Source organism: Pseudomonas oryzihabitans, assembly GCF_024652905.1.
Taxonomy (GTDB): domain Bacteria; phylum Pseudomonadota; class Gammaproteobacteria; order Pseudomonadales; family Pseudomonadaceae; genus Chryseomonas; species Chryseomonas benzopyrenica.
The window spans coordinates 1,479,101-1,504,118 of the sequence record NZ_CP102428.1 but is presented as its reverse complement, the minus strand read 5'-3'; the positions used below and the strand labels follow the sequence as shown (position 1 = coordinate 1,504,118).

Below are 25,018 nucleotides of genomic sequence, written 5' to 3'. Positions count from 1 at the left end.
TCAACCGTCAAGGAGCCAATCATGGCCGATCTGTTTGAAAATCCCATGGGCCTCATGGGTTTCGAGTTCATCGAATTCGCCTCGCCCACTCCCAATGTCATCGAGCCCGTGCTGGAGAGTCTCGGCTTCAGCCACGTCGCCAACCACCGATCCAAGGACGTGGTGCTGTTCCGCCAGGGCGACATCAATGCCATCGTCAATCGCGAGAAGACCGGCCATGCGGCCTATTTCGCCGTGGAGCACGGCCCGTCCGTGTGCGGCATGGCCTTTCGCTGCCGCGACTCCCACCACGCCTATGCCAAGGCGTTGGAGCTGGGCGCCCAGGCGGTGGACATGCCCACCGGGCCGATGGAATTGCGCCTGCCGGCGATCAAGGGCATCGGCGGCGCGCCCCTGTACCTCATCGATCGCTTCGAGGAGGGCAGCTCCATCTACGACATCGACTTCGTCTTTCTGGAGGGGGTGGAGCGCAAGCCCTTCGGCGCCGGGCTCAAGGTGATCGACCACCTGACCCATAACGTCTATCGCGGGCGCATGGCCTACTGGGCCGACTTCTACGAGCGACTGTTCAACTTCCGCGAGTTGCGCTACTTCGACATCAAGGGCGAATACACCGGCCTCACCTCCAAGGCCATGACCGCGCCGGATGGTCTGGTGCGTATCCCGCTCAACGAGGAATCCTCCCGCGGCGCCGGGCAGATCGAGGAATTCCTCATGCAGTTCAACGGCGAGGGCATTCAGCACGTGGCCTTTCTCACCGATGACCTGATCGCCACCTGGGATCGGCTCAAGGCCTATGGCACCCGCTTCATGACCGCGCCGCCGGAGACCTACTACGAGATGCTCGAAGGTCGCTTGCCGAATCATGGCGAGCCGGTGGACGCGCTGAAATCCCGCGGCATCCTGCTCGATGGCAGTGCCGAGGGCGGCGAGCGCCGGCTGTTGCTGCAGATCTTCTCCCAGACCCTGCTGGGTCCGGTGTTCTTCGAATTCATCCAGCGCAAGGGCGACACCGGTTTCGGCGAGGGCAACTTCAAGGCGCTGTTCGAATCCATCGAGCGCGACCAGGTGCGCCGCGGTGTGCTGAGCACCTCTGAGTAACGGCGCCCGGTCGCCTGGCGGCTTGCCCGGCGGCAGGCGCCGCCTCTAAGGTGACGGCGCGTCGCGAGGGCGCGCCCCAACTTCAGAGGTGGCCATGGAGCTGAGCCAGACCCTGGCGCAGGAAATCGTCGAACGCGCCATGCGGATCCTGCCCGGCAACGTCAATGTCATGGATGCGTCCGGGCTGATCATCGGCTCGGGTGATCCGGCGCGGCTGTTCACCCGCCATGCCGGGGCGCGCCAGGTCATCGCCGAAGGCCGCGCGGTGGCGCTGGATGCCACTGCCGCCGCCCGGCTGGCGGGTGCCCAGCCCGGTATCAACCTGCCGCTGTATCGCCAGGGCGAGCTGGTCGGCGTTCTCGGCGTAACCGGGGCTGACGCCGAGCAGCTGCGGCTGCCCGCCGAACTCCTGCGCCTGACCGCGGAAATGCTGATCGAACAGGCCACTGGGCAGCCGCCTGCGACTACCTGCATGACCGTACCCTTGTTGCGTCAGTTGCTCGCCCCGGGCGCGGCAGCCGAACTGGGTCGCCACGCCAATCTGCTCGGCCTGCAGCCGGCGCTGCCACGAGACGTGCTACTGCTGGAGTTCACCGCGCCAGCACCGGGTTTTGGCGACTGGGCGCAGCAGCGGGTAACCCACAGTTGGTGCCTGCCACGGGAGGAGGGGCAATGGCTCTGGTATCGACCCGGAGCGAAGGCGCCAGAGGCGCTGCTGGAGGAACTGCCGGGGCAGGGCTGGTCACTGGGGCGCAGCGCCTGGATCCCTGCGCCGCGACCCTGGACCGGCCTGGCCGAGACGACCCAGCGGGCCCTGGATCTGCTGGCGGTGGCCAGGCGACTGCGACCTGACCTTGTGCGGATAGCGCTGGACGACCTGGCCTTGCCCACCTGGCTACAGGGGCAGGCTGAGTGCTTGCCCGCTACCTGGCTGCTGGAGCCGCTGCAGCGCTTGCGCCAAGCCGACCGGGATGGCCAGTTGCTGGCGACCCTGCGCAACTGGTTCGCCCAGGACGCCAGCCCTCAGGCCTGTGCCGAGGCGCTGGGGCTGCATCGCAACGGCCTGCGCCATCGACTCGACCGGATCCAGAGGCTGACCGGGCGGGATCCGCGGCGCTTCACCGAGGCTGCCGAACTCTATTGCGCCCTGCTGATGCTGGATCAGCACTGGGCAAATTCACGATCTTGACCTGTCGATGGTGGGCAATTGTCCTATTGTTGTGCTGAGCGATCCGCGAAACACTCGGCACATAACAACGGAGAATCGGCCCCATGAAGATCGTCATCGCCCCTGATTCCTTCAAGGAAAGCCTGTCCGCCGCCGGGGTCGCCCGTGCCCTGGCCCGCGGCCTGCGCCACGCGCTACCGGAGGCCGAACTCATCGAATGCCCGCTGGGCGATGGCGGTGAGGGCACCCTGGATGCCGTGCTGGCCGCGACCGGTGGCGAGGTGCGCCAGACGCAGGTGACCGGTCCCCTCGGCGAGCCCGTGACCGCCCGCTGGGGTTGGCTGGCCGAGCAGCGCACCGCCTTCGTCGAGATGGCCAGCGCCAGCGGTCTGGAACTGGTGCCCAAGGCACGTCGCGATGTCCGGGTGGCCACTTCGCGGGGCACGGGCGAACTCCTGCACGCCGCGCTGGACGCCGGCGCCGAGCGCCTGGTGCTGGCCATCGGCGGCAGCGCCACCAACGACGGCGGCGCGGGCCTGCTCCAGGCTCTGGGGGTACGGCTGCTGGATCAGCGGGACCAGGCGCTGGCGCCGGGCGGTGCGGCCCTGGCCAACCTGGCTCGCCTCGACGTGAGCCAGCTGCATCCACGCCTGGCCGAGGTGGAGGTGGTCATCGCCGCCGACGTCGACAATCCCCTCTGCGGTCCCCAGGGCGCCAGCCACATCTTCGGACCGCAAAAGGGCGCCTCGCCCGATCAGGTGCTGCAGCTCGATGGCGCACTGGCGCATTTCGCCACGGTCACCGCCGCGACCCTGGGCCGCGATGTCCGCGAGCAACCCGGTGCCGGCGCTGCCGGAGGGGTGGGTTTCGCGGCGCTGGCCTTTCTCCAGGCGACCTTCCGCCCCGGCATCGAGGTGGTGGCGGAGTTGGTGGGTCTGGAGCACGCGCTGATGGGCGCCGACCTGGCGCTGACCGGGGAAGGGCGGCTGGACGGCCAGACCTTGAGAGGCAAGACCCCAGCGGGCGTGCTGCGCCTGGCCAGGCGTCACGGCGTGCCGGTGGTGGCGGTGGCCGGCTCCCTGGGCGAAGGGTACGACGCCCTCTATGAACAGGGCCTCGCCGCCGCCTTCAGCCTGGTGCCGGGACCGCTCAGCCTGGAAGAAGCCTTGGCCCAGGCCGAGGTGCTGCTGGAACGCACCGCGCGCGATATAGGTCGGCTCTGGCGGACGGCAAAAGGCTGAAGCCAGAGCCTTCGTTCATGGCTGGCAGGGTGGCGGGATTTGCCTCATGCTGGGCGTCCCGCTCTCGACCGACTGCCGCGATGACCCCGACTGCGATCCTGCGTACCGGCCTGCTGTCTCTGGCGCTGTTGCTACCGTTGTCCTCCGCCCAGGCGGACATTCCCAGTCTCAAACCCGCCAACACCTGCGTGCGCAGCGCCTTCGTGCTGCGCTGCCAGGACGGGCAGGGCGGCTGGTACGGGGTGGCGGTGCAGGGCAACGATACCCTGATGCGCGGCTACGATCCGGTCTCAGGCCTCTCCTGGTCCCAGACCAGCACCCGCCTGGGGCGGCTGCAGTTCTTCAGCGGTCTGACCAGCAATGGCAACCTCTGGCTTGGTCGTACCCGCCAGCTGGGCTGGAACGTCATCAGCCGCTTCTCCACCTCCCAGGGCGACCGCGCCCGCACCAGCTGCAATCGCGTGGCAGGGTGCGAGTGGCGTTAGCAGGAGGGCTGCGCTTGAGGGGCGCCCGTCACTTGCAGCCGTCCCGTTTGCGGCGTCATTGTCCCACAGCCTGAGCGCTACCCGCCGGGAAATCCTGCGGCGGGTAATCCTGCCCAGCGTGCTGGGCCAGGTGCTGACCGGCGTGCGCCTGGCCATCGGCATCCTCTGGATCGTGCTGGTGCCCTGCGAGATGCTCGGCGTCAGCGCCGGCCTCGGTTACTACATCCTCGACACCCGCGACCGCCTGGCCTATGGCGAGCTGATGGCCCTGGTGCTGCTGATCGGCCTGCTGGGCTTCACCCTGGACGTACTGGCGCGCCAATTGCACCAACGCTTCCTACCCGGGCGATAGCGGAAAGAATATGGTTAGAGTGAAAGATTATGGTGTCTAACCATTCGATCTATTCATAAAGAATCTGGGTCTTTGGAGTCGTCCGCCACCCTGGGGCAGCATGCCTAGCCGTTCGTACGAGCTGCCAACCAGGACAGGAGCCCCAATGGACCTCGAGCCACTCAGCCGACGCCGCTTCATTCGACAGCTAACCACCGTAACCGCCTTGGGTGCCCTGGGTACCAGCCTATTCGGCTGCGACGACAAACCCGGTACCCAGGCCGGCGCACCGGCAGTGATCGGCCAGCGCTCGGATCAGGTGGTCCCGTTCCGCTACCCCGACAACCCCACCTTCGATCTGGTCTACGTCGCCGACTCCCTGGGCTACTTCGAGGGTACCCGGGCGCGTCCCCAATACGTCGGCAAGGTCGCCGCGCCGCAGATCATCCCGCTGGTCGGCACCGGCGAGCTGGACCTGGGCACGCGCATGGTGCCGCTGGTGATCTCCGCCATCGCCAGCGGCCTCGACCTCAAGGTGGTGGCCGCCGGGGGCAAGACGTTGCAGGAAGCGCCGCACATGAAGTACTTCGTGCGTGACGACTCGGGTATTCGCACGCCCAAGGACCTCGAGGGCAAGACGGTGGGCTTCAACAGCTTCGGCGCCTGCGCCGAGTTCGTCACCAAGAAATACCTGCGCCAGCAGGGCGTGGACGTCGATCGCATCAAATGGGTGGTGGTCCCGGACGTCCAGGCCGAACAGACGCTCGCCACCGGCAACATCGATCTGGCGATCATCCATCCGCCCACCTCCGGCAGCGCCGAGCACAATCCCGCCCTGCGCAAGCTGTGGAGCGATTTCGACCTGGACGAGGGATTGGGCGGCATGGCGCCCTACAGCGCCCATGGCCGCTTTCTGCGCGACCATCCCGAGGCTGCGCGGGACGTGGTCCAGGCGCTGGCCAAGGCGGCCAACTGGGTCAACGGGCATCCCGACGACGCCCGCAAGATCACCGCCGAGCGCCTGGGCATGAAGCTGGAACTGGTCGAGCGCTTCGCCTACGTCGACGATCTGGTCATCACCGAGCCGCCGATCCAGTACTACATCGATATCCTCGAACACGAAGGCAAGCTCAAGCCCGGCGCGGTGCAGGTCAAGGACGTCTACACCAATGCCTTCAATCCCTTTGTCCGGGGTACCGTCTGATGAGCGCCAAGATCGTCGCCCGGGGCCTGGCGCTGGCCTATGACGGCCTTAGCGAAAGCGGCGCCCAGGAGCGGGTACCGGTGTTGCAGGACTTCGACCTGGAGGTGCGCCAGGGCGAATTCCTGGCGGTGCTGGGGCCTTCCGGCTGCGGCAAGTCCACCTTCCTCAACATTCTCGCCGGTCTGGCGCAGAAGAGCGCGGGTGAGCTGACCATCGACGGCCGACCGTTGCAAGGCATCAATCCGCATCAGGGCGTGGTATTCCAGGGCTATGCGCTGCTGCCGTGGCGCTCGGTGCTGGACAACATCGCCATCGGTCTGGAGATTCGCGGGGTGGGGCGTCGCGAGCGGCTCGCGACGGCGCGGGAGTATCTGGCGCTGGTAGGGCTGGAGGGGCAGGGCGCTCGCTATCCCCACGAACTCTCCGGCGGCATGCGCCAGCGGGTGGCCATCGCCCGCGCCCTGGCCTATGCGCCGGACGTGCTGTTGATGGACGAGCCCTTCGCCGCGCTGGACGCCCAGACCCGCGAGCATCTGCAGGACGAGTTGCTGCGCATCTGGGACGGGCAACGCAAGACCATCGTCTTCATCACCCACAGTCTCGACGAGGCGATCTTCCTCGCCGACCGGGTCGCGGTGATGACGCCCCGCCCGGGGCGGGTCCACCGCTTGCTCGACATCGACCTGCCGCGTCCGCGGGCGGCCGAGGTGCGCAACACCCCGGCCTTCGCGGCCTTGCGCCAACAGGCCTGGGAAGCCCTGCGCGGGGCGCCTGCACCCGTGCCGTCAGCGGCACCGCGACGCCAGGAGGTAGGCGCATGAAGCTGATACGCCATTCCCGTCGGCTGCTCGACGGCAGCCTCGGCATCCTACTGTTCCTGTCGCTCTGGGAGGCCTTGCCGCGGCTGGACCTGGTCAACCCCGGCTACCTGAGTCCGCCCTCGGTGGTGCTGCAGAGCATCCTCGACCTGGCGCGCGATGGCAGCCTGACGCGGCACCTCGGCGCCAGCCTGCTACGCTCGCTGGCCGGACTGCTGCTGGCCATAGGCGCAGGGGTGCTCCTGGGCCTGCTGATGGGCTGGTTCATCCGCCTTGAACGGCTGCTCGATCCGCTGCTGCAGCTGTTCCGCCAGACCAGCGCCCTGGCGCTGTTCCCGGTGTTCATCCTGTTCCTGGGCATCGGCGAGGCCTCGAAGATCGCCATCATCTTCTGGGCGTCCTTCTGGCCGATCCTGCTGAGCACTATCAGCGGCGTGAAGCAGGTGGATGCGCTGCTGGTGAATTCGGCGCTGTCCATGGGGGCCAACCGGCGCTTCCTCTTCCTCAAGGTAGTGCTGCCGGCGGCGGCGCCGTCGATCTTCACCGGCATCCGCCTGGCCGGCGCCTATTCCATCACCGCGCTGGTGGCCGCCGAGATGATCGGCGCCCACTCGGGGCTGGGCTTTCTCACCCTCAACTCCCAGGAGGTGTTCCAGATCCCCAGCATGTACGCCGGCATCCTGCTGCTGGCGGTGGTGGGCCTGGCGCTCAATGCGGTGCTGGCCCTGCTGGAAGCACGGCTGCTGCGCTGGCGGCGTGGCTTGTCGGCGCGTGCTTGAGCCCGGCTCGATTTGCGCGGATCAACCCAGCGCCTGGGTCAGCAGCGCGAACTGATCCAGGCCATCGCGAGATACCGGCGCCTCGCCCCTGGCCATCTGCTCGACCTCGTCGACCTGGGGGATGCCCAGCTCGCTGAGCCAGGGATTGAGGCCGCTACGAGCCGTCACGTCGAAGCGCACATAGCGCCCTTCGGCGTGGCGCAGCAGGGCGAGGATCAGCGCCCTGGCCTGGTCGGCGGATTCGGCGATCACCGGACCGACCGACAACCCGCGACCGTAAGGACGCAACAAGGCGAAGCCGCGCAGCTGGCCGCCACGTTCCAGGCCGACAATGCGCTCGGCCTGTGGCAGCAGTTCCTGAAGCAAGGTGGTGCGGTCCAGGCCGGTAGCGGCCTGGGCGAGGACCTGCAGCTGGGGAGCTGCGGCCAGCGTCAGCTCCTGAACCTGGCTTTCCAGCGGGTGGCGCTGGTCGTCCATGGCCGGCAGCGTCGCGATCTGGTGCTGATAGATACGCTCGTAGGAGACGAAGCCCTGGCTGCGATAGAGCGGGGCGCCGCGCAGGGTGGCGACCAGCAACGGCGTGCGGGTGCCCGCCAGGCCGATCAGGCCGTCCATGAGGCGGCGGCCGTGGCCCTGGCCCTGGTGACTGTCGGCGACGATCACCAGGCCGATGGTGGCGTAATCGCCCTGGGGGACGCAGAAGCCGGTCCCGAACACCCCCTGGTCGTCCTCCAGCGCCAGGCCTTCGCCGGTATGGAACAGGCATTGCCAGTCTTCCGGCCGATGAGGCCAGTGCAGCGCCTGGGACAGGCGGTAGGCGGTAGCGAGGTCGGTTTCGCGCAGGGGTCTCAGGGTGGCGTGGGACACGGCAGGGCTCCGGTTCGGGTCTGGCTGATGCAGACGTCAGCCTAGCAAGACGCGACGGCAGATTCGGTTGCCGATGGCCGGGTGCAGCGGCGTGAGGCGCCGAAGGTCCGGGCCAGATCGGCAAAAGATGGCGGTCCGCCGGCCTAGCATGGGGCCAAGCCCACAGCCCTAGCGGAGCGCGCCATGGCCTCGTTCGACCCCAGAGAAGTTGCGGTTCGTTGTGCCCATTTCATCGGCGGCCGCAGCCGCGATGCCCGTGCCGAGCTGGAGGTGTTCCGGCCCTCCGATGGCGGCTTCCAGAGCGGGCTGCCGTGCGCCTCGGCGGATCTGGTAGATGAGGTGGTGGAAGGCACCTGGCGCGCCTGGAAGGCCAGTGACTGGGCCAGCCGTCCGCCCCGGGAACGGGCGCGGGTGATGCGCCGCTGGGCCGATCTGGTGGAGGCCGATGGCGCGGTGCTCGGTCCGCTGGAAGCCGTGGGCTCGACCCGTCCGCTGCGCGAGGTGCTGGCCTGGGACATCCCCTATGTGGCCGAGGGCATCCGCTTCTTCGCCGAATTCGCCGACAAGCACGGCGGCGAGGTGGCGGCCACCGCCACCAGTCACCTGGGCCTACAGATCACCGAGCCCTATGGCGTGGTGGGCGCCATCGCCCCGTGGAATTTTCCGCTGAGCATGGCCGGCTGGAAGATCGCGCCGGCGCTCGCGGCCGGCAATGCGGTGGTGATCAAGCCGTCGGAGCTGACGCCCTTTTCCATCCTGCGCCTGGCTGAGCTGGCCACGCTGGCCGGGCTGCCCGCCGGCATCCTCAGCGTGGTTCAGGGCGATGGCCGGGTGACCGGCGATGCCCTGTGCCGGCATCCGCGCATCGGCAAGGTCACTTTCACCGGCTCCACGGGTACCGGCACCGCCATCATGACCGCCTGCGCCGAGAGCGGCCCCAAGCCGGTGACCCTGGAGCTGGGCGGCAAGAGTCCGCAGCTGGTGTTCGCTGATGCGCCGGATCTGGCACGGACCGCCCGCAGCGTGGCAGCGGCCATCACCGGCAATGCCGGCCAGGTCTGCGTGTCGGGTTCGCGGCTGCTGGTGCAGCGCGCCGCCCTGGAGCCGATGCTGGAAGGCATCCGCGCGGCCTTCGTCGACTTGCGTCCCGGGCCTACCTGGTCGGCAGCAGCGACGCTGTCGCCGATCATTTCCCAGCGCCAGGGCCAACGTATCCAGGACATCGTCACCCGCAGCCAGGCGGCCGGCGCAGAGATCCTGGTTGGCGGCGCCTTGGAGGAGGGGCTGGGCGGCGCCTACTATCAGCCGACGTTGATCACCGGGGTCGGCGCGGACAATCCCGCCGTGGGCGAAGAGATCTTCGGTCCGGTGCTGACCGTGCAGGTGTTCGACGACGAAGCCGAGGCGCTGGTCCTGGCCGACCATCCCACCTACGGCCTGGCCGCCGGGGTGCACACCGCCGACCTGGGGCGAGCGTTGCGCCTGACGCGGGCGCTGGAAGCCGGTACCGTCTGGGTCAATCGCTATGGCCGCAGCCACGACTGGATCATTCCCACCGGCGGCTACAAGAGGTCCGGCATCGGCAAGGACCTGGGCCGCGCCGCCTACGAGGCGACCCTGCGCAGCAAGAGCGTGCTGATCGACCTGGAGCATTCCTGAGGCTGCCGCAAACAATGCTGGGCCCTACCGCTAAAACGGTTTTTTCTGTCTCCCACGTCGCCTGAAAGCGGACAACTGTCAGGCCCACCGATGCTGTAATGCGTGCCAGGGACGCCAACAATGTCCCGGCCTTCACTCCCGACCCTCGTCAAAGGACCCTTGCCATGACCGCCTTTCGGCCCAAGTACATCACCTTCGACTGCTACGGTACCCTGACCCGTTTCCGCATGTCCGACATGGCCCGCGAGATGTTCGCCGACCGCATTCCAGCTGAGGCGATGGACCAGTTCTGTAAGGATTTCAACGGCTATCGCTTCGACGAGGTGCTTGGCGCCTGGAAGCCATATTCGGAGGTGCTGTACGCGGCAGTGGAGCGCACCTGCAAGCGCTGGGGCATCTCCTTCACCGACGCCGAGGCCAATGCCTACTACGAGGCGGTGCCGAGCTGGGGGCCGCATCCGGACGTGACCGCGGGCCTGGCCAAGATCGCTGACAAGATCCCGCTGGTGATCTATTCCAACGCCGCCGACGAGCAGATCATGTCCAACGTCGACAAGCTGGGCGTGCCCTTCCACCGGGTCTTCACCGCCGAGCAGGGCCAGGCCTACAAGCCGCGCCTGCAGGCCTTCGAATACATGCTGGACAACCTCGGCTGCGGTCCGGAAGACGTGCTGCATGTGTCGTCGAGCTTTCGCTACGACCTCATCCCGGCCGACTACATGAACATCCAGAACAAGGTATTCGTGAATCGTGGCCACGAGCCGAGCACGCCGTTCTACCGCAACACCGAGATCAAGGACATCGGCGGCCTGGCCGCTGTGGTCGGTCTCGAATAACACCCTGAACTGCCGGAGCGCCCGCCCATGAGTCTTGGCCCAGCATCGTCCGATTCCTACTGGCTGGCGACCGCGCCGGGCTTTACCGGGGCCACCCCGGGGCCGGTGGCGGGCGAGGTGGATGTCGCCGTCATCGGCGGCGGCTTCACCGGGCTCTCCGCGGCGGTGGCCCTGCGCCGGCGCGGTGCCAGCGTGGCCGTGCTGGAGGCCGGACGGGTGATCGGCGAAGCCTCCGGGCGCAACGGTGGCCACTGCAACACCGGCGTCGCCCAGGACTACGCGGCGCTGCACGCCAGCCTGGGTGCCGAGCGCGCGCGGGCCTTCTACCAGGCCTATGCCGATGCGGTGGCCAGCGTGGAGGCGGTGATCGCCGAGGAGGGTATCGACTGCGATTTCCACAAGGCCGGCAAACTCAAGTTGGCGGCCAAGCCGCAGCACTATGACAACCTGGCACGTACCTGCGAGCTGATCCGCCGGGAGGTGGACCCGGACGTGGAGCTGCTCAACGCCGCCCAAGTGCGGATCGAGGTGGCCTCCGATGGTTTCCACGGTGGTCTGCTACAGCGCAATGGCGCCCAGATGCACATGGGGCGGTTCGGCGTGGGCCTGGCGGAGGCGGTGGTCCGGCGTGGCGCCCAGGTCTACGAAGGCGCGGCGGTCAGCGATCTGCAGCGGCTGCCCGATGGCAGCTTTCGCGTGATCAGCGCCAAGGGCGAGCTGCGCGCCCGCCAGGTGCTGGTGGCGACGGGCAATGCCCGGGTCGGCCCCTTCCAGTGGTTTCGGCGGCGCATCGCCTCGGTAGGCAGCTTCATCATCGCCACCGCGCCGCTGCCCAAGGCGCAGCTGGACGAGCTGCTGCCCAACCGCCGCACCTATGTTACCAGCCGCATCATCGGCAACTATTTCCGCACCACCCCGGACCACCGGTTGATCTTTGGCGGTCGGGCGCGCTTCGCGCTGTCCGATCCACGCCAGGACGCCAAGAGCGGCGCCGTGTTGCGCGCCGCCCTGGGGCAGCTGTTTCCCAGCCTGGCCCAGACGCCCATCGACTATTGCTGGGGCGGGCTGGTGGACATGACCGCCGACCGCCTGCCCCGCGCCGGCGAGCAGGACGGCCTGTTCTATGCCATGGGCTACAGCGGCCACGGCGTGCAGATGGCGGTGCACATGGGCCGGGTGATGGCCGAGGTGCTGGAAGGGCGCAGCCAGTCCAACCCCTGGCGGGTGCTGGACTGGCCGGCCATCCCCGGCCACTTCGGCAAGCCCTGGTTCCTGCCGCTGGTGGGGTTGTATTACCGGGTCCAGGATCGCCTGCACTAGGTTCTGTACGAAAAGTGCCTGCGCTCGGTGATGCTTCGTTGAAAAAGGCCTGGATCGCCAGCCGGTCGGAATGCTCATTTACCGCTCGTAAACTCCGCTTCCTCAGCCTTTTTCGCCTCGCCTGACCTTCGCTCGTCGACTTTTCGTACAGAACCTAGATCCTGAGCAACGAACCGCGCGCCCGGACCTGCCAACCAACCGCAGCGTCAAGGCGGGCGTTTTGTCGTTTCTGCAGGCCAACGGGCGGTTTGGCATTTTCCCCTGTGCCAGGCAGGTGGCCGGGGTGAAAGCTGCTGCGAGGGTCGGCGTTCGCATCTTGTACCTGGTCGGAAACGCCGCTCCGCTGGCCAGCGAGACGGCTGGCAGCGCGCCAAACCCGGGCATGGGCAGCCCCGTTGCGCTGTGGCGACGCACACCGCAAACAATGCTGAGCGGCTTGGCCAAAACGGTCTTTTCTGTCTCGTCGCCTGCTCAATTCGACCGTATTCGACGAAGGGCCGGTGCTGTAATGAACCAGGCCGTGCGACACGGCGGCCACGAGGACAGTGCCGCAGGCCCGGGGAGGGGATCGCGGCGCTGGTGACAGAGCCCCCAACGAGCGAGCCGACATGACCGAGAAAAAGACTGGAAGTCCCCTGATAGGTGCTGCTGAAAGCGTGCGTGCCTTCGAGGCCCTGCAGCGGGGTGTCTCGCGGCGCGATGCGCTCCGCCTGCTCGGCGCCGCCGGGCTGCTGGCGACCGGCGTGGGCAGTCTGCTCGGCCGTGATGGTCAGGCCTTCGCTGCAGAAGATGCGGTCACCGGCACCCCGCGTCGCGGCGGTCGGGTGCGCGCCGCGGCGGCGGGTTCGTCCACCGCCGATACCCTCGACCCGGCCCGTGGCGCCTTTTCCGGTGACTACGCGCGCCACTACTTTTTCTACAACGGCCTGACCGTGTTCGACAGCCATCTGGAGCCGCAGATGGCCCTGGCCACCAGCTTCGACACCCAGGATGCCCTGACCTGGACGATCAAGCTGCGCCAGGGTGTGCAGTTCCATAACGGCAAGACCTTCGACAGCGCCGACGTCGTCTACTCGCTGCTGCGCCACAAGGACCCGGCGGTGGGCTCCAAGGTCAAGGCGCTGGCCGACCAGTTCGCCGAGATCACCGCGGTGTCGCCCGACGAGGTGCGTATCCGCCTGGTGTCACCGAATTCCGAGCTGCCCGCGGTACTGGCCATCTCGCCGTTCCTGATCATCGCCGATGGCACCAAGGACTTCTCCACCGCCAACGGCACCGGCCCCTTCAAGGTCAAGGAATTCAAGCCGGGGGTGCGCACCGTGGGCACGCGCAACGAAAACTACTGGAAGTCCGGCAAGCCCTATCTGGACGAGATCGAGCTGATCGGCATCGGCGACGAACCCTCGCGGGTCAATGCGCTGCTGGCCGGTGACGTCCAGCTGACCGTCTCGGTGGATCCGCGCTCCGCCGACCGCCTCAAGCAGAGCGGCAAACTCAAGATCGTGGCCAACACCTCGGGTGGCTACACCGATCTGATCATGCGCATCCCCAATCGGCCGTTCAACGATCCCAATGTGGTCGAGGGGATGAAGCTGCTGTTCGACCGCGAGCAGATCCTCAAGTCGGTGTTTCTGGGCTACGGCACCATCGGCAACGACCAGCCGATCATGCCCGGCACTCCCTATCACGCCGCGGACCTGCCGCAACGGCCCTATGATCCGGACAAGGCCAAGTTCCTCTTCCAGAAAGCCGGGATCGCCGGTGCGCGGATGCCGCTGGTGACCTCCACCGCCGCCGACAACGCCAACGAGATGGCCCTGGTGCTGCAGCAATCGGCACGCCAGGCCGGGCTCAACCTGATGGTCAACCGGGTCAGTGCCGACGGCTACTGGGACAACCACTGGATGAAGGATCCGCTGGGTTTCGGCAACATCAACGCCCGACCCACCGCCAACATCCTGCTATCGCAGTTCTTCAAGTCCGATGCACCCTGGAACGAATCGGGCTGGAAGAACGAGCAATTCGACCAGTTGCTGGTGGCTTCCCGTGGCGAGACCGACCTGGCCAAGCGCAAGCAGATGTACGCCGACATGCAGTTGCTGATCCACCAGCACGCCGGCATCGGCTTGCCGATCTTCACCAGTTCCATCGATGCCCATTCGCCCAAGCTCGGCGGCTACGGAATCATCCCCATCGGGGGCTTCATGGGCTACATGTTCGCCGAACACGTCTGGCTGGAGGCCTGACGCCCGGTGCCTGACGGCGAGTCGGTCCGCAAGGACAGGACTCGCCACTCCACGCTCAAGCAGGAGGTGGCTTTGGACCTTTCCGTGTTTTCCCTCATCGCCAGACGCCTCGGGGGCGGGTTGCTGACCCTGCTCATCGTCTCGTTGCTGGTGTTCTTCGTCTCGGCGCTGTTGCCGGGCGATGCCGCGCAGCAGGCCCTGGGCCAGTTCGCGCTGCCCGAGCAGGTCGCGGCGCTGCGCGCCCAGATGGGCCTCGACCAGCCTGCGCTGCTGCGCTACTTCCACTGGCTGAGCGGCCTGCTGCACGGCGATCTCGGCCAGTCCCTGGCCAGCCAGATGCCCATCGCCACGATGATCGGTGACCGGCTGGGCGGCTCGCTGATGCTGGCCGGCGTCACCGCCCTGGTGTCGGTGCCCCTGGCGCTCGGCCTGGGCATCGCCTCGGCGATGAACGCCGGCGGGCGGCTGGACCGGGCGCTCAACGTCTTCACCCTGGGCATCGTCGCGGTACCGGAATTCCTGGTGGCGACTCTGGCGGTGCTGGTGTTCGCCGTGCACCTGCAATGGACCTCGGCGCTGACCTTCGCCCACGACATCGCCGGCCCCCTGGACTTCCTGCGTGCCTATGCCTTGCCGGTGGGCACCCTGTGCTGCGTGATCGTGGCGCAGATGGCGCGCATGACTCGGGCGGCCCTGGTGGAGCAGCTGCAGAGTCCCTATGTGGAGATGGCCCGGCTCAAGGGCGTCGGTCCGGTGCGCGCCGTGCTGCGCCATGCCTTGCCCAACGCCGTGGGGCCCATCGCCAACTCCATCGCCCTGAGTCTTTCCTACCTGATGGGCGGGGTGGTGATCGTCGAGACCATCTTCAACTACCCGGGCATCGCCCAGCTGATGGTGGACGGCGTCGCCAGTCGCGACCTGCCGCTGATCCAGGCCTGCGCCATGCTGTTCTGCTGCGCCTACCTGGTGCTCATGACCCTGGCGGATCTCTGCGCCATCCTGTCCAATCCGAGGCTGAGAACGCTATGACCCGACCCGTGACTCCCGTACGTGCCGCGTCCGTCCTGCCGGTGGACGGCAAGACGCTCGATGCCCAGCTGTCGCCGCCGCGCACTCGTCGCCGCGCGCGTTGGTCACTGACCGGACTGCTCGGTGGCATCCTGGTGGCCTTCTGGCTATTCCTCGCCGCGTTCGGCGCCTGGCTCGCGCCCTATGACCCAGGCGCCCTGGGCGACAGCGCGGTGCTGGCCGGCTACAGCGCCGCCCATCCGCTGGGCACCGATTACCTGGGCCGTGATGTGCTCAGCCGCATCCTCGACGGTGCCCGCTTCACCGTGGGTCTGGCCTTGATCGCGGCCGTGCTGGCCTGCGTGCTCGGCACCGGTCTCGGTCTGCTCGCGGCGCTGTCCGGGCGCTGGGTGGACGAGCCGCTGTCGCGATTGATCGATGCGCTGATCTCCCTGCCGAGCAAGATGCTGGCGCTGGTGATGGTCTCGGCCTTCGGCTCCTCGGTGCCCTTGCTGATCGTCATGGCGGTGGTGGGTTATGCCCCCGGCTGCTATCGGATCGCCCGCAGCCTGGCGATGAATCTCATCGAGCTGGAATACGTCCAGGTCGCCCGCACCCGTGGCGAGGGCCGGCTGTATATCGCCCTGCGCGAGATGCTGCCCAACATGCGCCTGCCGCTGCTCACCGACCTGGGCCTGAGATTCGTCTATATCGTGCTGCTGCTCAGTGGCATGAGCTTTCTTGGTCTCGGCGTGCAGCCGCCCAACGCCGACCTGGGCTCCCTGGTGCGGGAAAACATCGGTGGTCTGGCCGACGGCGCCCCGGCGGTGCTGATGCCGGCGCTGGCCATCGGCACCCTGACCGTGGGCGTCAACCTGCTCATCGACCGGTTCGGCGCGCGACGCCGGGGAGGGCGCTGAGATGGAATTGCTGGTAGAGGTCAAGGACCTGCGCGTGGTCGCCCAGGGCGACGACGGCAGCGAAACCCCCATCGTCAAGGACGTCGGCTTCAACCTGGCCAAGGGCGAGGTGCTGGCGCTGATCGGCGAGTCCGGCTCGGGCAAGACCACCATCGCCCTGTCGCTGCTCGGTTATGCCCGTGAGGGTTGCCGACTGGCCGGCGGCTCGATCCGCGTCGGCGATACCCAGGTGCTGGAGCTGGACGCCGCTGGCCTGCGCCGCCTGCGCGGTCGCACCGTGGCCTATATCGCCCAGAGCGCCGCGGCGGCCTTCAACCCGTCGCGGCGCCTGATGGAACAGATCATCGAGAGCGCCCTGATCCATGGTGTACTGACGCGCCAGGAAGCCGAAGCGCGGGCGCTGCAACTGTTCAGGGAGCTGGCGCTGCCGGATCCCGAGCACATCGGTCAGCGCTATCCGCACCAGGTCTCGGGCGGTCAATTGCAGCGGCTGATGGCGGCCATGGCGCTGATCACCGATCCGACCCTGGTGATCCTCGACGAACCCACCACGGCGCTGGACGTGACCACCCAGATCGAGGTGCTGCGGGTGTTCAAGCAGGTGGTCCGCGAGCGGGGCGTGACCGCCATCTACGTCTCCCACGACCTGGCGGTGGTGGCGCAGATGGCCGATCGCATCCTGGTGCTCAACGGCGGCGAGGTCTATGAGAACCGCCGCACCGAACGGCTGCTGGCCAGCGCCCGCCATCCCTATACCCGCAGCCTGCTGGCGGCGGCCCGGCCGGAGCCCCTGACGGAGCGTGGCCTGCCCACGGTCGAGACTGCGGCGCCGGTACTGGAAGTGAAGGACCTGGTGGCCGGCTATGGCCCCAGCGGCGCCGATGGCCTGCCACGTTACCGGGTGCTGGAGGGTATCGATCTGCGCATTGCCGCTGGCCAGGCCCTGGGGGTGATCGGCGAATCCGGCTCGGGCAAGTCGACCCTGGCGCGGGTCATCGCCGGCTTGCTGCCACCGGCCCAGGGCAGCGTGCGCCTGGGCGGCGAACTGCTGCCACCGGGCCTGGAAGGCCGCACCCGCGAGCAATTCCGCCGGGTGCAGCTGGTCTATCAGAATGCCGACACGGCGCTCAATCCGGCGCACAGCGTGGAGCGCATCCTCACGCGCCCGCTGGAGACCTATCACGCCTTCGACAAGGCCACCCGCCAGCGCAAGGTCCGCGAATTGCTCGACCGGGTACAACTGCCGGCCGGCCTCGCCAGCCGGCGTCCGGGCGAGCTGTCCGGCGGGCAGAAGCAGCGGGTCAACCTGGCACGCGCCCTGGCCGCGGAACCCGAGCTGATCCTCTGTGACGAGGTCACCTCGGCGCTGGATACCGTGGTCGGCGCGGCCATTCTCGACCTGCTCGTCGAGTTGCGCCGTGAGCTGGGGCTGGCCTATCTGTTCATCAGCCACGACATTTCCACGGTGCGCAGCCTTTGCGACGAGGTACTGGTGCTCTATGCCGGGCAGCCCGTGGAACTGGGCACCCCGACCACCCTGCAGCATCCGCCGCTGCACCCCTACACCGAATTGCTCACCGCCTCGGTACCGACGCTGCGCCAGGGCTGGCTGGAAGAGCAACCCATCCGCACGGCGGTCCCCCTGGTCTCGTCGCCGCCCGCCAGCGGTCGGCTCTGCAGCTTCCTGCAGCGCTGCCCGGTACGGCTCGAAGGCCGTTGCGACCGGGTGCCGCCCCGGCCCCAGACCCTCGCCGGGGGCAACCGCATCCTCTGTCATCATGACGGCGAGACCCTGCAGCGCCTGCAGGGTGGCGCCCTGCTGCACACCCAAGGAGTTCGCGCATGACTTCCCGCTTCCAGCGACTCGGCGAGACCGGCCGGCCCCAGGTCAGCCTCAGCGTCGATGGCCTGCCGGTCACGGCGCTGGCCGGCGACACCCTGATGGTCGCCTTGCTGGCCAACGGTCCGGCACTGCGCCGGTCCGAATTCGGCGACGAGCGCCGCGCCGGCTTCTGCCTGATGGGCGCCTGCCAGGATTGCTGGGTCTGGACCGCCGCGGGCGAGCGCCTGCGCGCCTGCGGCACCGAGGTCCGCGAAGGCCTGCAGATCCTCACCACGCAACCGGAGGCGGTATGGAATCGGGTCTAGCGAAGGCGGGCGGCAACCCGCCGCAGGTGGTCATCGTCGGGGCCGGTCCGGCCGGCGTGCGCTGCGCGGAAACCCTGCTGGCCGCCGGTCTCACCCCGGTGGTGATCGACGAGAATCGCCGCGACGGCGGCCAGATCTATCGGCGCCAGCCCGAGGGCTTTCAGCGTCCCTATGCCACCCTCTACGGCAGCGAGGCGGGCAAGGCCGAAAGCCTGCACCGCACCTTCGACGGCTTGCGCGGACGCCTCGACTACCGGCCCGACACCCTGGCCTGGCACCTGCACGAGCGCACCCTCTACACGGTGCAGGGCAATCGCCAGCGCACCCTGGATTTCGATGCCCTGGTGCTCTGCACCGGGGCCGGTGACCGCCTGCTGCCGGTGCCGGGCTGGAACCTGGCCGGCACCTATACCCTCGGCGGCGCCCAGATCGCCCTCAAGGCCCAGGCGGTGTCCATTGGCCGGCGGGTGATCTTTCTGGGCAGCGGCCCCTTGCTCTACCTGGTCGCCGCCCAATACCAGCAGGCCGGCGCCACGGTGGCCGCGGTCCTCGACACGGCGCCACTGCGCCTGCGTGCCCAGGCTACGCCCAAGCTGCTGGCCCGCCCGGGCGTGGCCTGGAAGGGCGTGCAACTCATGGCCTCGCTCAGGCGCGCCGGGGTGCCGCTGCACTTTGGCGTTACCCCGCTGGAGATCCTCGGCGATGCCGAACAGGGCGTGCGCGGCGTGGCCTTCGCCGATGCGCGTGGCCTGCGTCAGGAGGTGGCGGGCGACGCCGTGGGCCTGGGCTATCACCTGCGCCCGGAAACCCAGCTGGGCGATCTCGCCCGCTGCGCCTTCGAATTCGAGCGCGCCACCCGCCAGTGGGTGCTGCAACTGGATGCCGACGGCCGCACCTCCACGCCGGGGGTCTATGCCGCCGGCGATGGCGCCCGGGTCCGGGGCGCCGACGGGGCCGAGCTGGCCGGGCAACTGGCCGCCTGCGCGGTCCTGAGCGATCTCGGTCGCACCCCGCCCAATGGCCTCGCCGAGCGCTGCCGCGAGGCGCTAGCGGTCCAGGAGCGCTTCCGCCTGGGCCTGGCCGAGGCCTTTCCCTGGCCCGCGAAACAGATGGCCAGCCTGCCGGATACCGCCGTGGTCTGCCGCTGCGAGGGCATCACCGCCGGAGAATTGCGCGCCGTGGTGCGCGAGAAGGGCGCCCAGGAAGCCAATCGGGCCAAGGCCTTCAGCCGCGTCGGCATGGGTCGCTGCCAGGGTCGCTATTGCGCCCAGGCCGGCGCCGAGATCATCGCCGCCGAATCCGGGGTGCCGGTGGAGGCCGTTGGCCGCCTGCGCGGCCAGGCACCGGTCCGGCCATTGCCGCTGGGCATCGTCACCAGCGAAGAGGAGCTTTCGTCATGAACCAGACCGCCAACCGCGCGGACGTCATCGTCGTCGGCGCCGGCATCATGGGCAGCGCCAGTGCCTTCTTCCTGCGGCGCCGGGGCCTATCGGTGCTCCTGCTGGAGCGTGACCAGGTCGGGCGCTTCGCCAGCGGCACCAATTTCGGCAATGTCCGCCGGCAGGGTCGCTACCTGACCCAGGTGGCGCTGTCCAACCGTTCCCGCGGTATCTGGGGTCGCCTGCCCGAGTTGATCGGCGATGACCTGGAATTCATTCCCGGTGGCCATCTGCGGGTGGTCTACGATCCTGGTCGCATCGCCATGCTGCACGAGTACGCCCGGGCGCCGGAGACTGCCGCCCTGGAGCTGCAGGTGCTCGAAGGCGCGGCCCTGCACGAGAAGTTTCCCTACCTGGGCCCCGAGGTGGTGGCCGGCTCCTATGCGCCCCACGATGGTCACGCCAATCCGCGCCTGGCCGCGCCGGCCTTTGCCCGCGCCGCGGTGCGCGAGGGCGTCAATCTGCAGGAAGGGGTGGAGATCACCCAGGTCACCAAGCCGGATGGCGATTTCCTGGTGCAGGCCGCCGATGGCCGCCGCTATCGGGCGCCGCGGCTACTGATCACCGCCGGGGCCTGGGGCAGTCGGCTGTCGAGCCAGTTCGGCGAGCCGGTGCCCATCGAGACCCATGGTCCCCAGATGGGCGTCACCGAGCCCTTGCCCTATGCTTTCAAGGAAGCGGTGGGCGTGTCTTCGCCGCTGGTGAGCGAGACCATCTATTTCCGCCAGATCCCGCGCGGCAACGTGATCTTTGGCGGCTGCTTCCGCACCCGCCCGGATCTGGACACCCGTCTGGCCCGCGCCGAGCCCCACGGCCTGCTCAATCAGCTCACCCAGCTGCGGCGCCTGGCGCCGGCCCTGGCCAGGGTCAACGTGATCCGCACCTGGAGCGGGGTCGAGGGCTACATCGCCGACGACCTGCCGATCATGGGCCCCAGCAGCCAGTTGCCGGGGCTCTACTACGCCTTCGGTTTCTGTGGTGCCGGCTTCCAGCTCGGCCCGGGGGTAGGGGACACCATGGCCGAGCTGATCGCCACCGGCCATACCGACACCCCCCTGGCGGCTTTCGACGTGGCCCGTTTCGCGCAACCGCGCCGGGAGAGCCTTGCCGGATGAACAGCCAGGATCTGCTGCGCACCCTGATCGGCTTCCCCACCGTTTCCGCCGACTCCAACCTGGCGCTGATCAGGCATGTGCAGGGGCTGCTGGAGGCCGCCGGCATCGCCTGCCGCCTGGTGCTCGACGAGAGCGGGCGCAAGGCCAATCTCTACGCCAGCGTGGGGCCTGCCGACGTACCGGGGGTGCTGCTGTCCGGGCATACCGATGTGGTGCCGGTGGAAGGCCAGGCCTGGACCTTGCCATCCTTCGTCGGCACCCTGCAGGACGGCCGGATCTACGGGCGAGGTGCCTGCGACATGAAGGGCTTCGTCGCCTGTGCGGTGGTGGCCCTGCTGGACGCCGCTCGCGGTGAACCACTGAAACGACCCCTGCAGTTGGCGCTCTCCCACGACGAGGAGATTGGTTGCGTCGGTGTACGGCGACTGCTGGATGTGCTGGAACTGGCTCCCGTGCGGCCTTTCCTCTGCATCGTCGGCGAACCCACGAACATGCAGGTCGCCCTTGGCCACAAAGGCAAGGCGGCGTTGCGCGCCCACTGCCAAGGCCAGGAAGGGCACTCTTCGCGCGCCCCGCTGCACGTCAACGCCATCCACCTGGCCAGCGATCTGGTCGGTGCCCTGCGTGCCAGCCAGCGTCGGCTGGCGGAAGAGGGCGCTAGGGATACGGCCTACGACATTCCCTACACCACCCTGCATGTCGGCCGGATCGACGGCGGCAAGGCGCTGAACATCGTGCCCAATCGCTGCACCCTGGATTTCGAGATCCGCCACCTGCCGGCGGACGATCCCGCGAGCTTGGTGGCCACGCTGCAGGACATGGCGGACCGCCTGGTCAGGGAGGCGCGGCAGACGTCAGCCAAGGCCGCCATCGAGATCGAGACGGTCAACGCCTATCCCGGACTGGATACCCATCCCAGTGTGGAAGCCGTGCGGTTCATGCAGACCCTGGTCGAGCCGGGGACGGTACAGCTCAAGGTGGCCTTCGGCACCGAGGGCGGCCTCTTCGCCAATCGTCTGGACACCCCGGTGGTGGTCTGCGGGCCCGGCAGCATCGAACAGGCGCACAAGCCCGATGAGTACGTCGAGATCAGCCAGCTGGAAGCCTGTGATGCCCTGCTCGGACGGTTGCGAGTGGCCTTGGGCTAAGGCCACCCCGCCTCTCGACTAGTACCCCCGCTGCCGATCGACCAGCCCACGCATCGGCTCGCCGCGCTGATGGCGGCGGATGTTGTCCAGCAAGACCGTGAAGGCCGTTTCCGGCACCGTCATGGCGCCCACGTGGGGCGTCAGCCAGATGCGCGGATGCTGCCAGAAGGGATGGTCGGCCGCGGGCGGTTCCGGCTCCACCACGTCCAGCACCGCCTGGCTCAGCTGACCGCTGTCCAGCGCCGCCAGCAGATCGGCTTCCACCAGCTGGGCGCCACGGCCCAGGTTGATCAGGCTGGCGCCACGAGGCAGGGCGGCGAGCAGTTCGGCATCGAGAATTCCACGCGTTTCCCGGGTCAGCGGCAGCAAACAGATGAGAATCTCGCAGTCGGCGAGAAATGCCGGCAGCTGATCGGGGCCGGCATGACAGCGTACCCCTGGCAGATCATGGGGCGATCGTGACCAGCCCGACAGCGAGAAGCCAAAGCTCGTCAGGCGCTCCAGCACCGCCTGGCCGATCTGGCCAAGGCCCAGCACCCCCACGCGTCGGTTCTCCGCCGTCACCAAGGCATGTTCCTGCCAGCGCCCGGCGCCTTGCTGGTCGAGGTAGAGCGGCAGCTGGCGATGCAGGGCCAGCACCATGAGGGTGGCGTACTCCACCATGCCGGCGACGATACCGGGATCAAGCATGCGCACCACCGGCAGGTCGGCAGGCAGCAGGCTCAGGTCGAACTGATCGACCCCGGCCGAGGTGGCGAACAGCACCTCCAGGTTGGGAAAGCGCTGGGCGAGGTCCTGCGGTGGTTGCCAGCAGGCCAGGTAGCGCACCTCGTCGGCGTTGCCCACCTCCGGCCACTGGCGAAATTCGATATCGGGCGCGCGTTCCTGGAACAGGCGTCGCCAGGCCTGACCGCGTTCGGGATCGGCCTTGTAGAGCAGCGTCATGGGAAGGTCTCCGGCAAAGCTCAAGGATGGCGCAAGGGGGCGGTAGTTTGTCCTGAAATCCCGTGCCGCGCCGTCATGATCGGTGGTGCGGTGGAAACTGCGCCGCATCTGGGAAAAACGGCAGCTTCTGTGCTGCGTCGCGACGGAAACGCCATATACCGGCCGTCTTGGCGGTCGATACTGACCCTGTCCGCGGCATGCCCGTCGCGCCTCTTGTCGTGAGGATCCGCCATGCCCCTGTTGCACTACTGCCAACCGCCCAATGACCGCCAGCTGCCGCGCGCGCTGCAGCCCCTGCACAGTGATCCCCTGGCCGCCGGCCGGGAACTGCACCTGCACGACGACCGCCTGGGCTATGTCATGGGCAGCGCCACCAGCCACTTCGCCGATTGCCAGCTGGATGACTTTCCCTGGGTGGAAGTGAGCATTCTCGAAGCGGGCGAATTGCAGCTGGAGTGGGCCGGTGGCGCCCTGCAGCTCAAGGCAGGCGATGCCTTTGTCCTGCCCCGGGGCCTGAGTTGCCGTTGGCGTCATAGTGGCGAGCTACGTCGCCTGTTCATGGCCTTTCCCGGCCGCGCCAGTGAAGGCGCCATGCCCCAGGCGCCCGTGCTGCTGGATCCCTCGGCTCCGCGCGAACCCTCGCCGCCACCGGCGGCCAGCGTCTTGCTCAGTCCCGAGCCCACGGCCACCGGCTGCGACCTGTTCGAAAGCGGTGGCGGCGCCTTGCGGGTAGGGATGTGGGAATGCACCGGTTACGTGCGCAAGGCAGTGACCAATCCCCATTGCGAACTGATGCTGCTCTATGCCGGCGCGGTGACCCTGACCGTCGAGGGTGAAGCACCGTGCAGTGTCAGGGCGGGCGAGGCGGTGCTGGTGCCGGCGGCGACACCCATGGCCTGGGACAGTCGGGAGACGGTACGCAAGCTCTATTGCATCCTGCGCTAGGAACGGCGCGCTCCGGCAGCGGGGTGCTGGCGGAGCGTCGAGGTGCGAAGTACTAGCCCGCCTTGATCAGGCTGCGCAGCGGCAGGGCGTTCTTGACCACCGGCGACTTGATGACGATGTAGCTGAAGTACTTCTCGATGCCGACGTTGCGGTCGAGGATGGATTCCATCAATTCCTGGTAGTGACCGATGCTGCTGCACATGAAGCGCAGCAGGTAGTCGTAGCCCCCACTGATGAGGTGGCATTCGAGGATCTCGTCGACCCCGCGGATAAAGGACTCGAACTTCACGAAGTCGGCGCGCTTGTGGTCGGAGAGTGTGACCTCGGTGAACACCGTCACCGAGTTGGCGATCTTGGCGAGGTTGACGTGGGCCTCGTAGCCACTGATGTAGCCGGCCGCCTCCAGGCGCTTGACCCGCTGCAGGCAGGGGCTGGGGGAGAGGCCCACGGCTTCGGCGAGACTGACATTGGTCATCCGGCCATCCTTCTGCAGCTGCACCAGGATGTTGATGTCGATGCGATCCAGTTTTGTTGCGGCGTCCATCGTCGTTCCTCGCAATCGTGAACGGCAGGCTAGGCACGCAGGGCGGTCTGGTGCGCATGCACCAGGTCGGCGAGACTCGCGTACTCGCACCGCGTGCCATCCAGGGCCTGCCGCGAAAGGTTCCAGGGCCGCGAGCGATCACGGCGCAGGGTACACAGGGGAAAATCCACCAGGGCACTCCAGGGATCGTCCGGTTCACTGCCTCTGATGGGCAGCAAATCCCCACGCGCCAAGCCCAGTTCTTCCAGGGTGTTGTCCAACGCCTGGCGCAGATCGCCACCGCGGTTGGGGATCACGGCGGCGAACACCTCAGGCAAGCGCGCCGTGACCGCTGCCGCCTCGCCGTCATCGGGCGAGGCCAGCAACACCAATCGATAGAACTTGCTCAGGTACTGCAGCGCGCCCGGAGCATCCTCGAACACCGGCCAGCACGTCGTGGCGTTTCCAAAAGCCACGCTGGCATCCAGGTCGGCTTCCTGTTGCAACTCCTGCGCCAGTCGCTGGTGAATGCGCAGGTGCAGGCTGGTCTGGCTGGCAGTGGGAGCCGCCTGGCGCAGTTCGCGGGCCAGGCGGTGGTAGCTGCCGAGCAGCCAGTCGGGATGGGTGCTCAGGCCCGCCTGCGCCACAAGGGGGCGCAGGGCTTCGAGGATGCCCCCTTCACGGTCGACGAGGGTGCCGTAGCAGGAAAAGCCTAGGGCCTGGTAACGCGTGATTCTCATGGTCGGATTCCCTTGGCGCTGCCACAGCCGGG

23 protein-coding genes and 1 pseudogene are annotated in these 25,018 nt (G+C 67.9%); 20 read left to right on the top strand and 4 right to left on the bottom strand.

The window, feature by feature from the left end; all coding sequences use genetic code 11:
* Positions 1-21: 21 nt before the first annotated feature.
* From hppD to NRG74_RS06925, 8 genes and pseudogenes are all read left to right on the top strand, one after another.
* A complete protein-coding gene (gene hppD, locus NRG74_RS06960) occupies positions 22-1,101 on the top strand; it encodes a 4-hydroxyphenylpyruvate dioxygenase (RefSeq protein ID WP_017639920.1) in 1,080 nt (359 codons plus the stop codon).
* A 94-nt stretch (positions 1,102-1,195) separates the two neighbouring features.
* Entirely contained in the window at positions 1,196-2,290 is a 1,095-nt protein-coding gene (locus NRG74_RS06955) for a CdaR family transcriptional regulator (RefSeq protein WP_257706132.1), read from the top strand.
* Positions 2,291-2,373: 83 nt separating this feature from the next.
* Positions 2,374-3,510, top strand: a complete 1,137-nt coding sequence (locus NRG74_RS06950; protein WP_257706131.1) for a glycerate kinase — start codon at positions 2,374-2,376, stop codon at positions 3,508-3,510.
* An 80-nt stretch (positions 3,511-3,590) separates the two neighbouring features.
* Positions 3,591-3,995, top strand: a complete 405-nt coding sequence (locus NRG74_RS06945) for a hypothetical protein (protein WP_257706130.1) — start codon at positions 3,591-3,593, stop codon at positions 3,993-3,995.
* 58 nt (positions 3,996-4,053) lie between these two features.
* Positions 4,054-4,347, top strand: a pseudogene (locus tag NRG74_RS06940) (ABC transporter permease); the annotation flags it as partial.
* 145 nt (positions 4,348-4,492) lie between these two features.
* The gene (locus NRG74_RS06935; protein ID WP_257706129.1) at positions 4,493-5,530 is read left to right on the top strand and encodes an ABC transporter substrate-binding protein; all 1,038 of its coding nucleotides are present in this window, start codon (positions 4,493-4,495) and stop codon (positions 5,528-5,530) included.
* Positions 5,530-6,351, top strand: a complete 822-nt coding sequence (locus NRG74_RS06930) for an ABC transporter ATP-binding protein (RefSeq protein ID WP_017639912.1) — start codon at positions 5,530-5,532, stop codon at positions 6,349-6,351. The genes NRG74_RS06935 and NRG74_RS06930 overlap by 1 nt, the downstream gene beginning before the upstream one ends.
* A complete protein-coding gene (locus NRG74_RS06925) occupies positions 6,348-7,127 on the top strand; it encodes an ABC transporter permease (RefSeq protein WP_257706128.1) in 780 nt (259 codons plus the stop codon). Before NRG74_RS06930 ends, NRG74_RS06925 begins: the two co-directional genes overlap by 4 nt.
* A gap of 21 nt (positions 7,128-7,148) precedes the next feature.
* Here the strand turns inward: NRG74_RS06925 and NRG74_RS06920 are convergent, their stop codons facing one another.
* Positions 7,149-7,994, bottom strand: a complete 846-nt coding sequence (locus NRG74_RS06920) for a GNAT family N-acetyltransferase (protein WP_257706127.1) — start codon at positions 7,992-7,994, stop codon at positions 7,149-7,151.
* Between the two features lie 183 nt (positions 7,995-8,177).
* Between NRG74_RS06920 and NRG74_RS06915 the strand changes: the two genes are divergently transcribed.
* From NRG74_RS06915 to argE, 11 genes are all read left to right on the top strand, one after another.
* The gene (locus NRG74_RS06915) at positions 8,178-9,653 is read left to right on the top strand and encodes an aldehyde dehydrogenase family protein (RefSeq protein WP_257706126.1); all 1,476 of its coding nucleotides are present in this window, start codon (positions 8,178-8,180) and stop codon (positions 9,651-9,653) included.
* Between the two features lie 164 nt (positions 9,654-9,817).
* On the top strand, positions 9,818-10,489 hold the full coding sequence (locus NRG74_RS06910) for a haloacid dehalogenase type II (RefSeq protein WP_064308769.1): 672 nt from the start codon (positions 9,818-9,820) through the stop codon (positions 10,487-10,489).
* Between the two features lie 27 nt (positions 10,490-10,516).
* Positions 10,517-11,809, top strand: a complete 1,293-nt coding sequence (locus NRG74_RS06905) for an NAD(P)/FAD-dependent oxidoreductase (RefSeq protein WP_257706125.1) — start codon at positions 10,517-10,519, stop codon at positions 11,807-11,809.
* Positions 11,810-12,417: 608 nt separating this feature from the next.
* The gene (locus NRG74_RS06900; RefSeq protein WP_184288413.1) at positions 12,418-14,055 is read left to right on the top strand and encodes an ABC transporter substrate-binding protein; all 1,638 of its coding nucleotides are present in this window, start codon (positions 12,418-12,420) and stop codon (positions 14,053-14,055) included.
* 72 nt (positions 14,056-14,127) lie between these two features.
* Positions 14,128-15,084 carry an ABC transporter permease gene (locus tag NRG74_RS06895; protein ID WP_160922378.1) on the top strand — a complete coding sequence of 319 codons (957 nt, stop codon included), beginning with the start codon at positions 14,128-14,130 and terminating at the stop codon, positions 15,082-15,084.
* The gene (locus NRG74_RS06890) at positions 15,081-15,983 is read left to right on the top strand and encodes an ABC transporter permease (RefSeq protein WP_257706124.1); all 903 of its coding nucleotides are present in this window, start codon (positions 15,081-15,083) and stop codon (positions 15,981-15,983) included. Before NRG74_RS06895 ends, NRG74_RS06890 begins: the two co-directional genes overlap by 4 nt.
* Position 15,984: 1 nt before the next feature.
* Positions 15,985-17,829, top strand: coding sequence for an ABC transporter ATP-binding protein (locus tag NRG74_RS06885; RefSeq protein ID WP_257706123.1), 1,845 nt, complete (start codon positions 15,985-15,987; stop codon positions 17,827-17,829).
* Positions 17,826-18,131: a (2Fe-2S)-binding protein gene (locus NRG74_RS06880; RefSeq protein ID WP_257706122.1), complete on the top strand. Its 306-nt coding sequence runs from the start codon at positions 17,826-17,828 to the stop codon at positions 18,129-18,131. The genes NRG74_RS06885 and NRG74_RS06880 overlap by 4 nt, the downstream gene beginning before the upstream one ends.
* A complete protein-coding gene (locus NRG74_RS06875; RefSeq protein WP_257706121.1) occupies positions 18,116-19,531 on the top strand; it encodes an NAD(P)/FAD-dependent oxidoreductase in 1,416 nt (471 codons plus the stop codon). The genes NRG74_RS06880 and NRG74_RS06875 overlap by 16 nt, the downstream gene beginning before the upstream one ends.
* Positions 19,528-20,685, top strand: a complete 1,158-nt coding sequence (locus NRG74_RS06870; RefSeq protein WP_257706119.1) for an NAD(P)/FAD-dependent oxidoreductase — start codon at positions 19,528-19,530, stop codon at positions 20,683-20,685. Before NRG74_RS06875 ends, NRG74_RS06870 begins: the two co-directional genes overlap by 4 nt.
* Positions 20,682-21,833 carry an acetylornithine deacetylase gene (argE, locus tag NRG74_RS06865; RefSeq protein WP_257706118.1) on the top strand — a complete coding sequence of 384 codons (1,152 nt, stop codon included), beginning with the start codon at positions 20,682-20,684 and terminating at the stop codon, positions 21,831-21,833. Before NRG74_RS06870 ends, argE begins: the two co-directional genes overlap by 4 nt.
* A gap of 18 nt (positions 21,834-21,851) precedes the next feature.
* On the opposite strand, the gene NRG74_RS06860 is transcribed toward argE, so the two are convergent.
* The gene (locus NRG74_RS06860) at positions 21,852-22,778 is read right to left on the bottom strand and encodes a 2-hydroxyacid dehydrogenase (protein ID WP_257706117.1); all 927 of its coding nucleotides are present in this window, start codon (positions 22,776-22,778) and stop codon (positions 21,852-21,854) included.
* A 231-nt stretch (positions 22,779-23,009) separates the two neighbouring features.
* On the opposite strand from NRG74_RS06860, the gene NRG74_RS06855 reads away from it, so the two are divergent.
* Entirely contained in the window at positions 23,010-23,723 is a 714-nt protein-coding gene (locus NRG74_RS06855) for a cupin domain-containing protein (RefSeq protein WP_257706116.1), read from the top strand.
* A 52-nt stretch (positions 23,724-23,775) separates the two neighbouring features.
* On the opposite strand, the gene NRG74_RS06850 is transcribed toward NRG74_RS06855, so the two are convergent.
* On the bottom strand, positions 23,776-24,267 hold the full coding sequence (locus tag NRG74_RS06850) for an Lrp/AsnC family transcriptional regulator (RefSeq protein ID WP_007161776.1): 492 nt from the start codon (positions 24,265-24,267) through the stop codon (positions 23,776-23,778).
* A 29-nt stretch (positions 24,268-24,296) separates the two neighbouring features.
* The gene (locus NRG74_RS06845; RefSeq protein WP_257706115.1) at positions 24,297-24,986 is read right to left on the bottom strand and encodes a hypothetical protein; all 690 of its coding nucleotides are present in this window, start codon (positions 24,984-24,986) and stop codon (positions 24,297-24,299) included.
* Between the last annotated feature and the right edge of the window lie 32 nt (positions 24,987-25,018).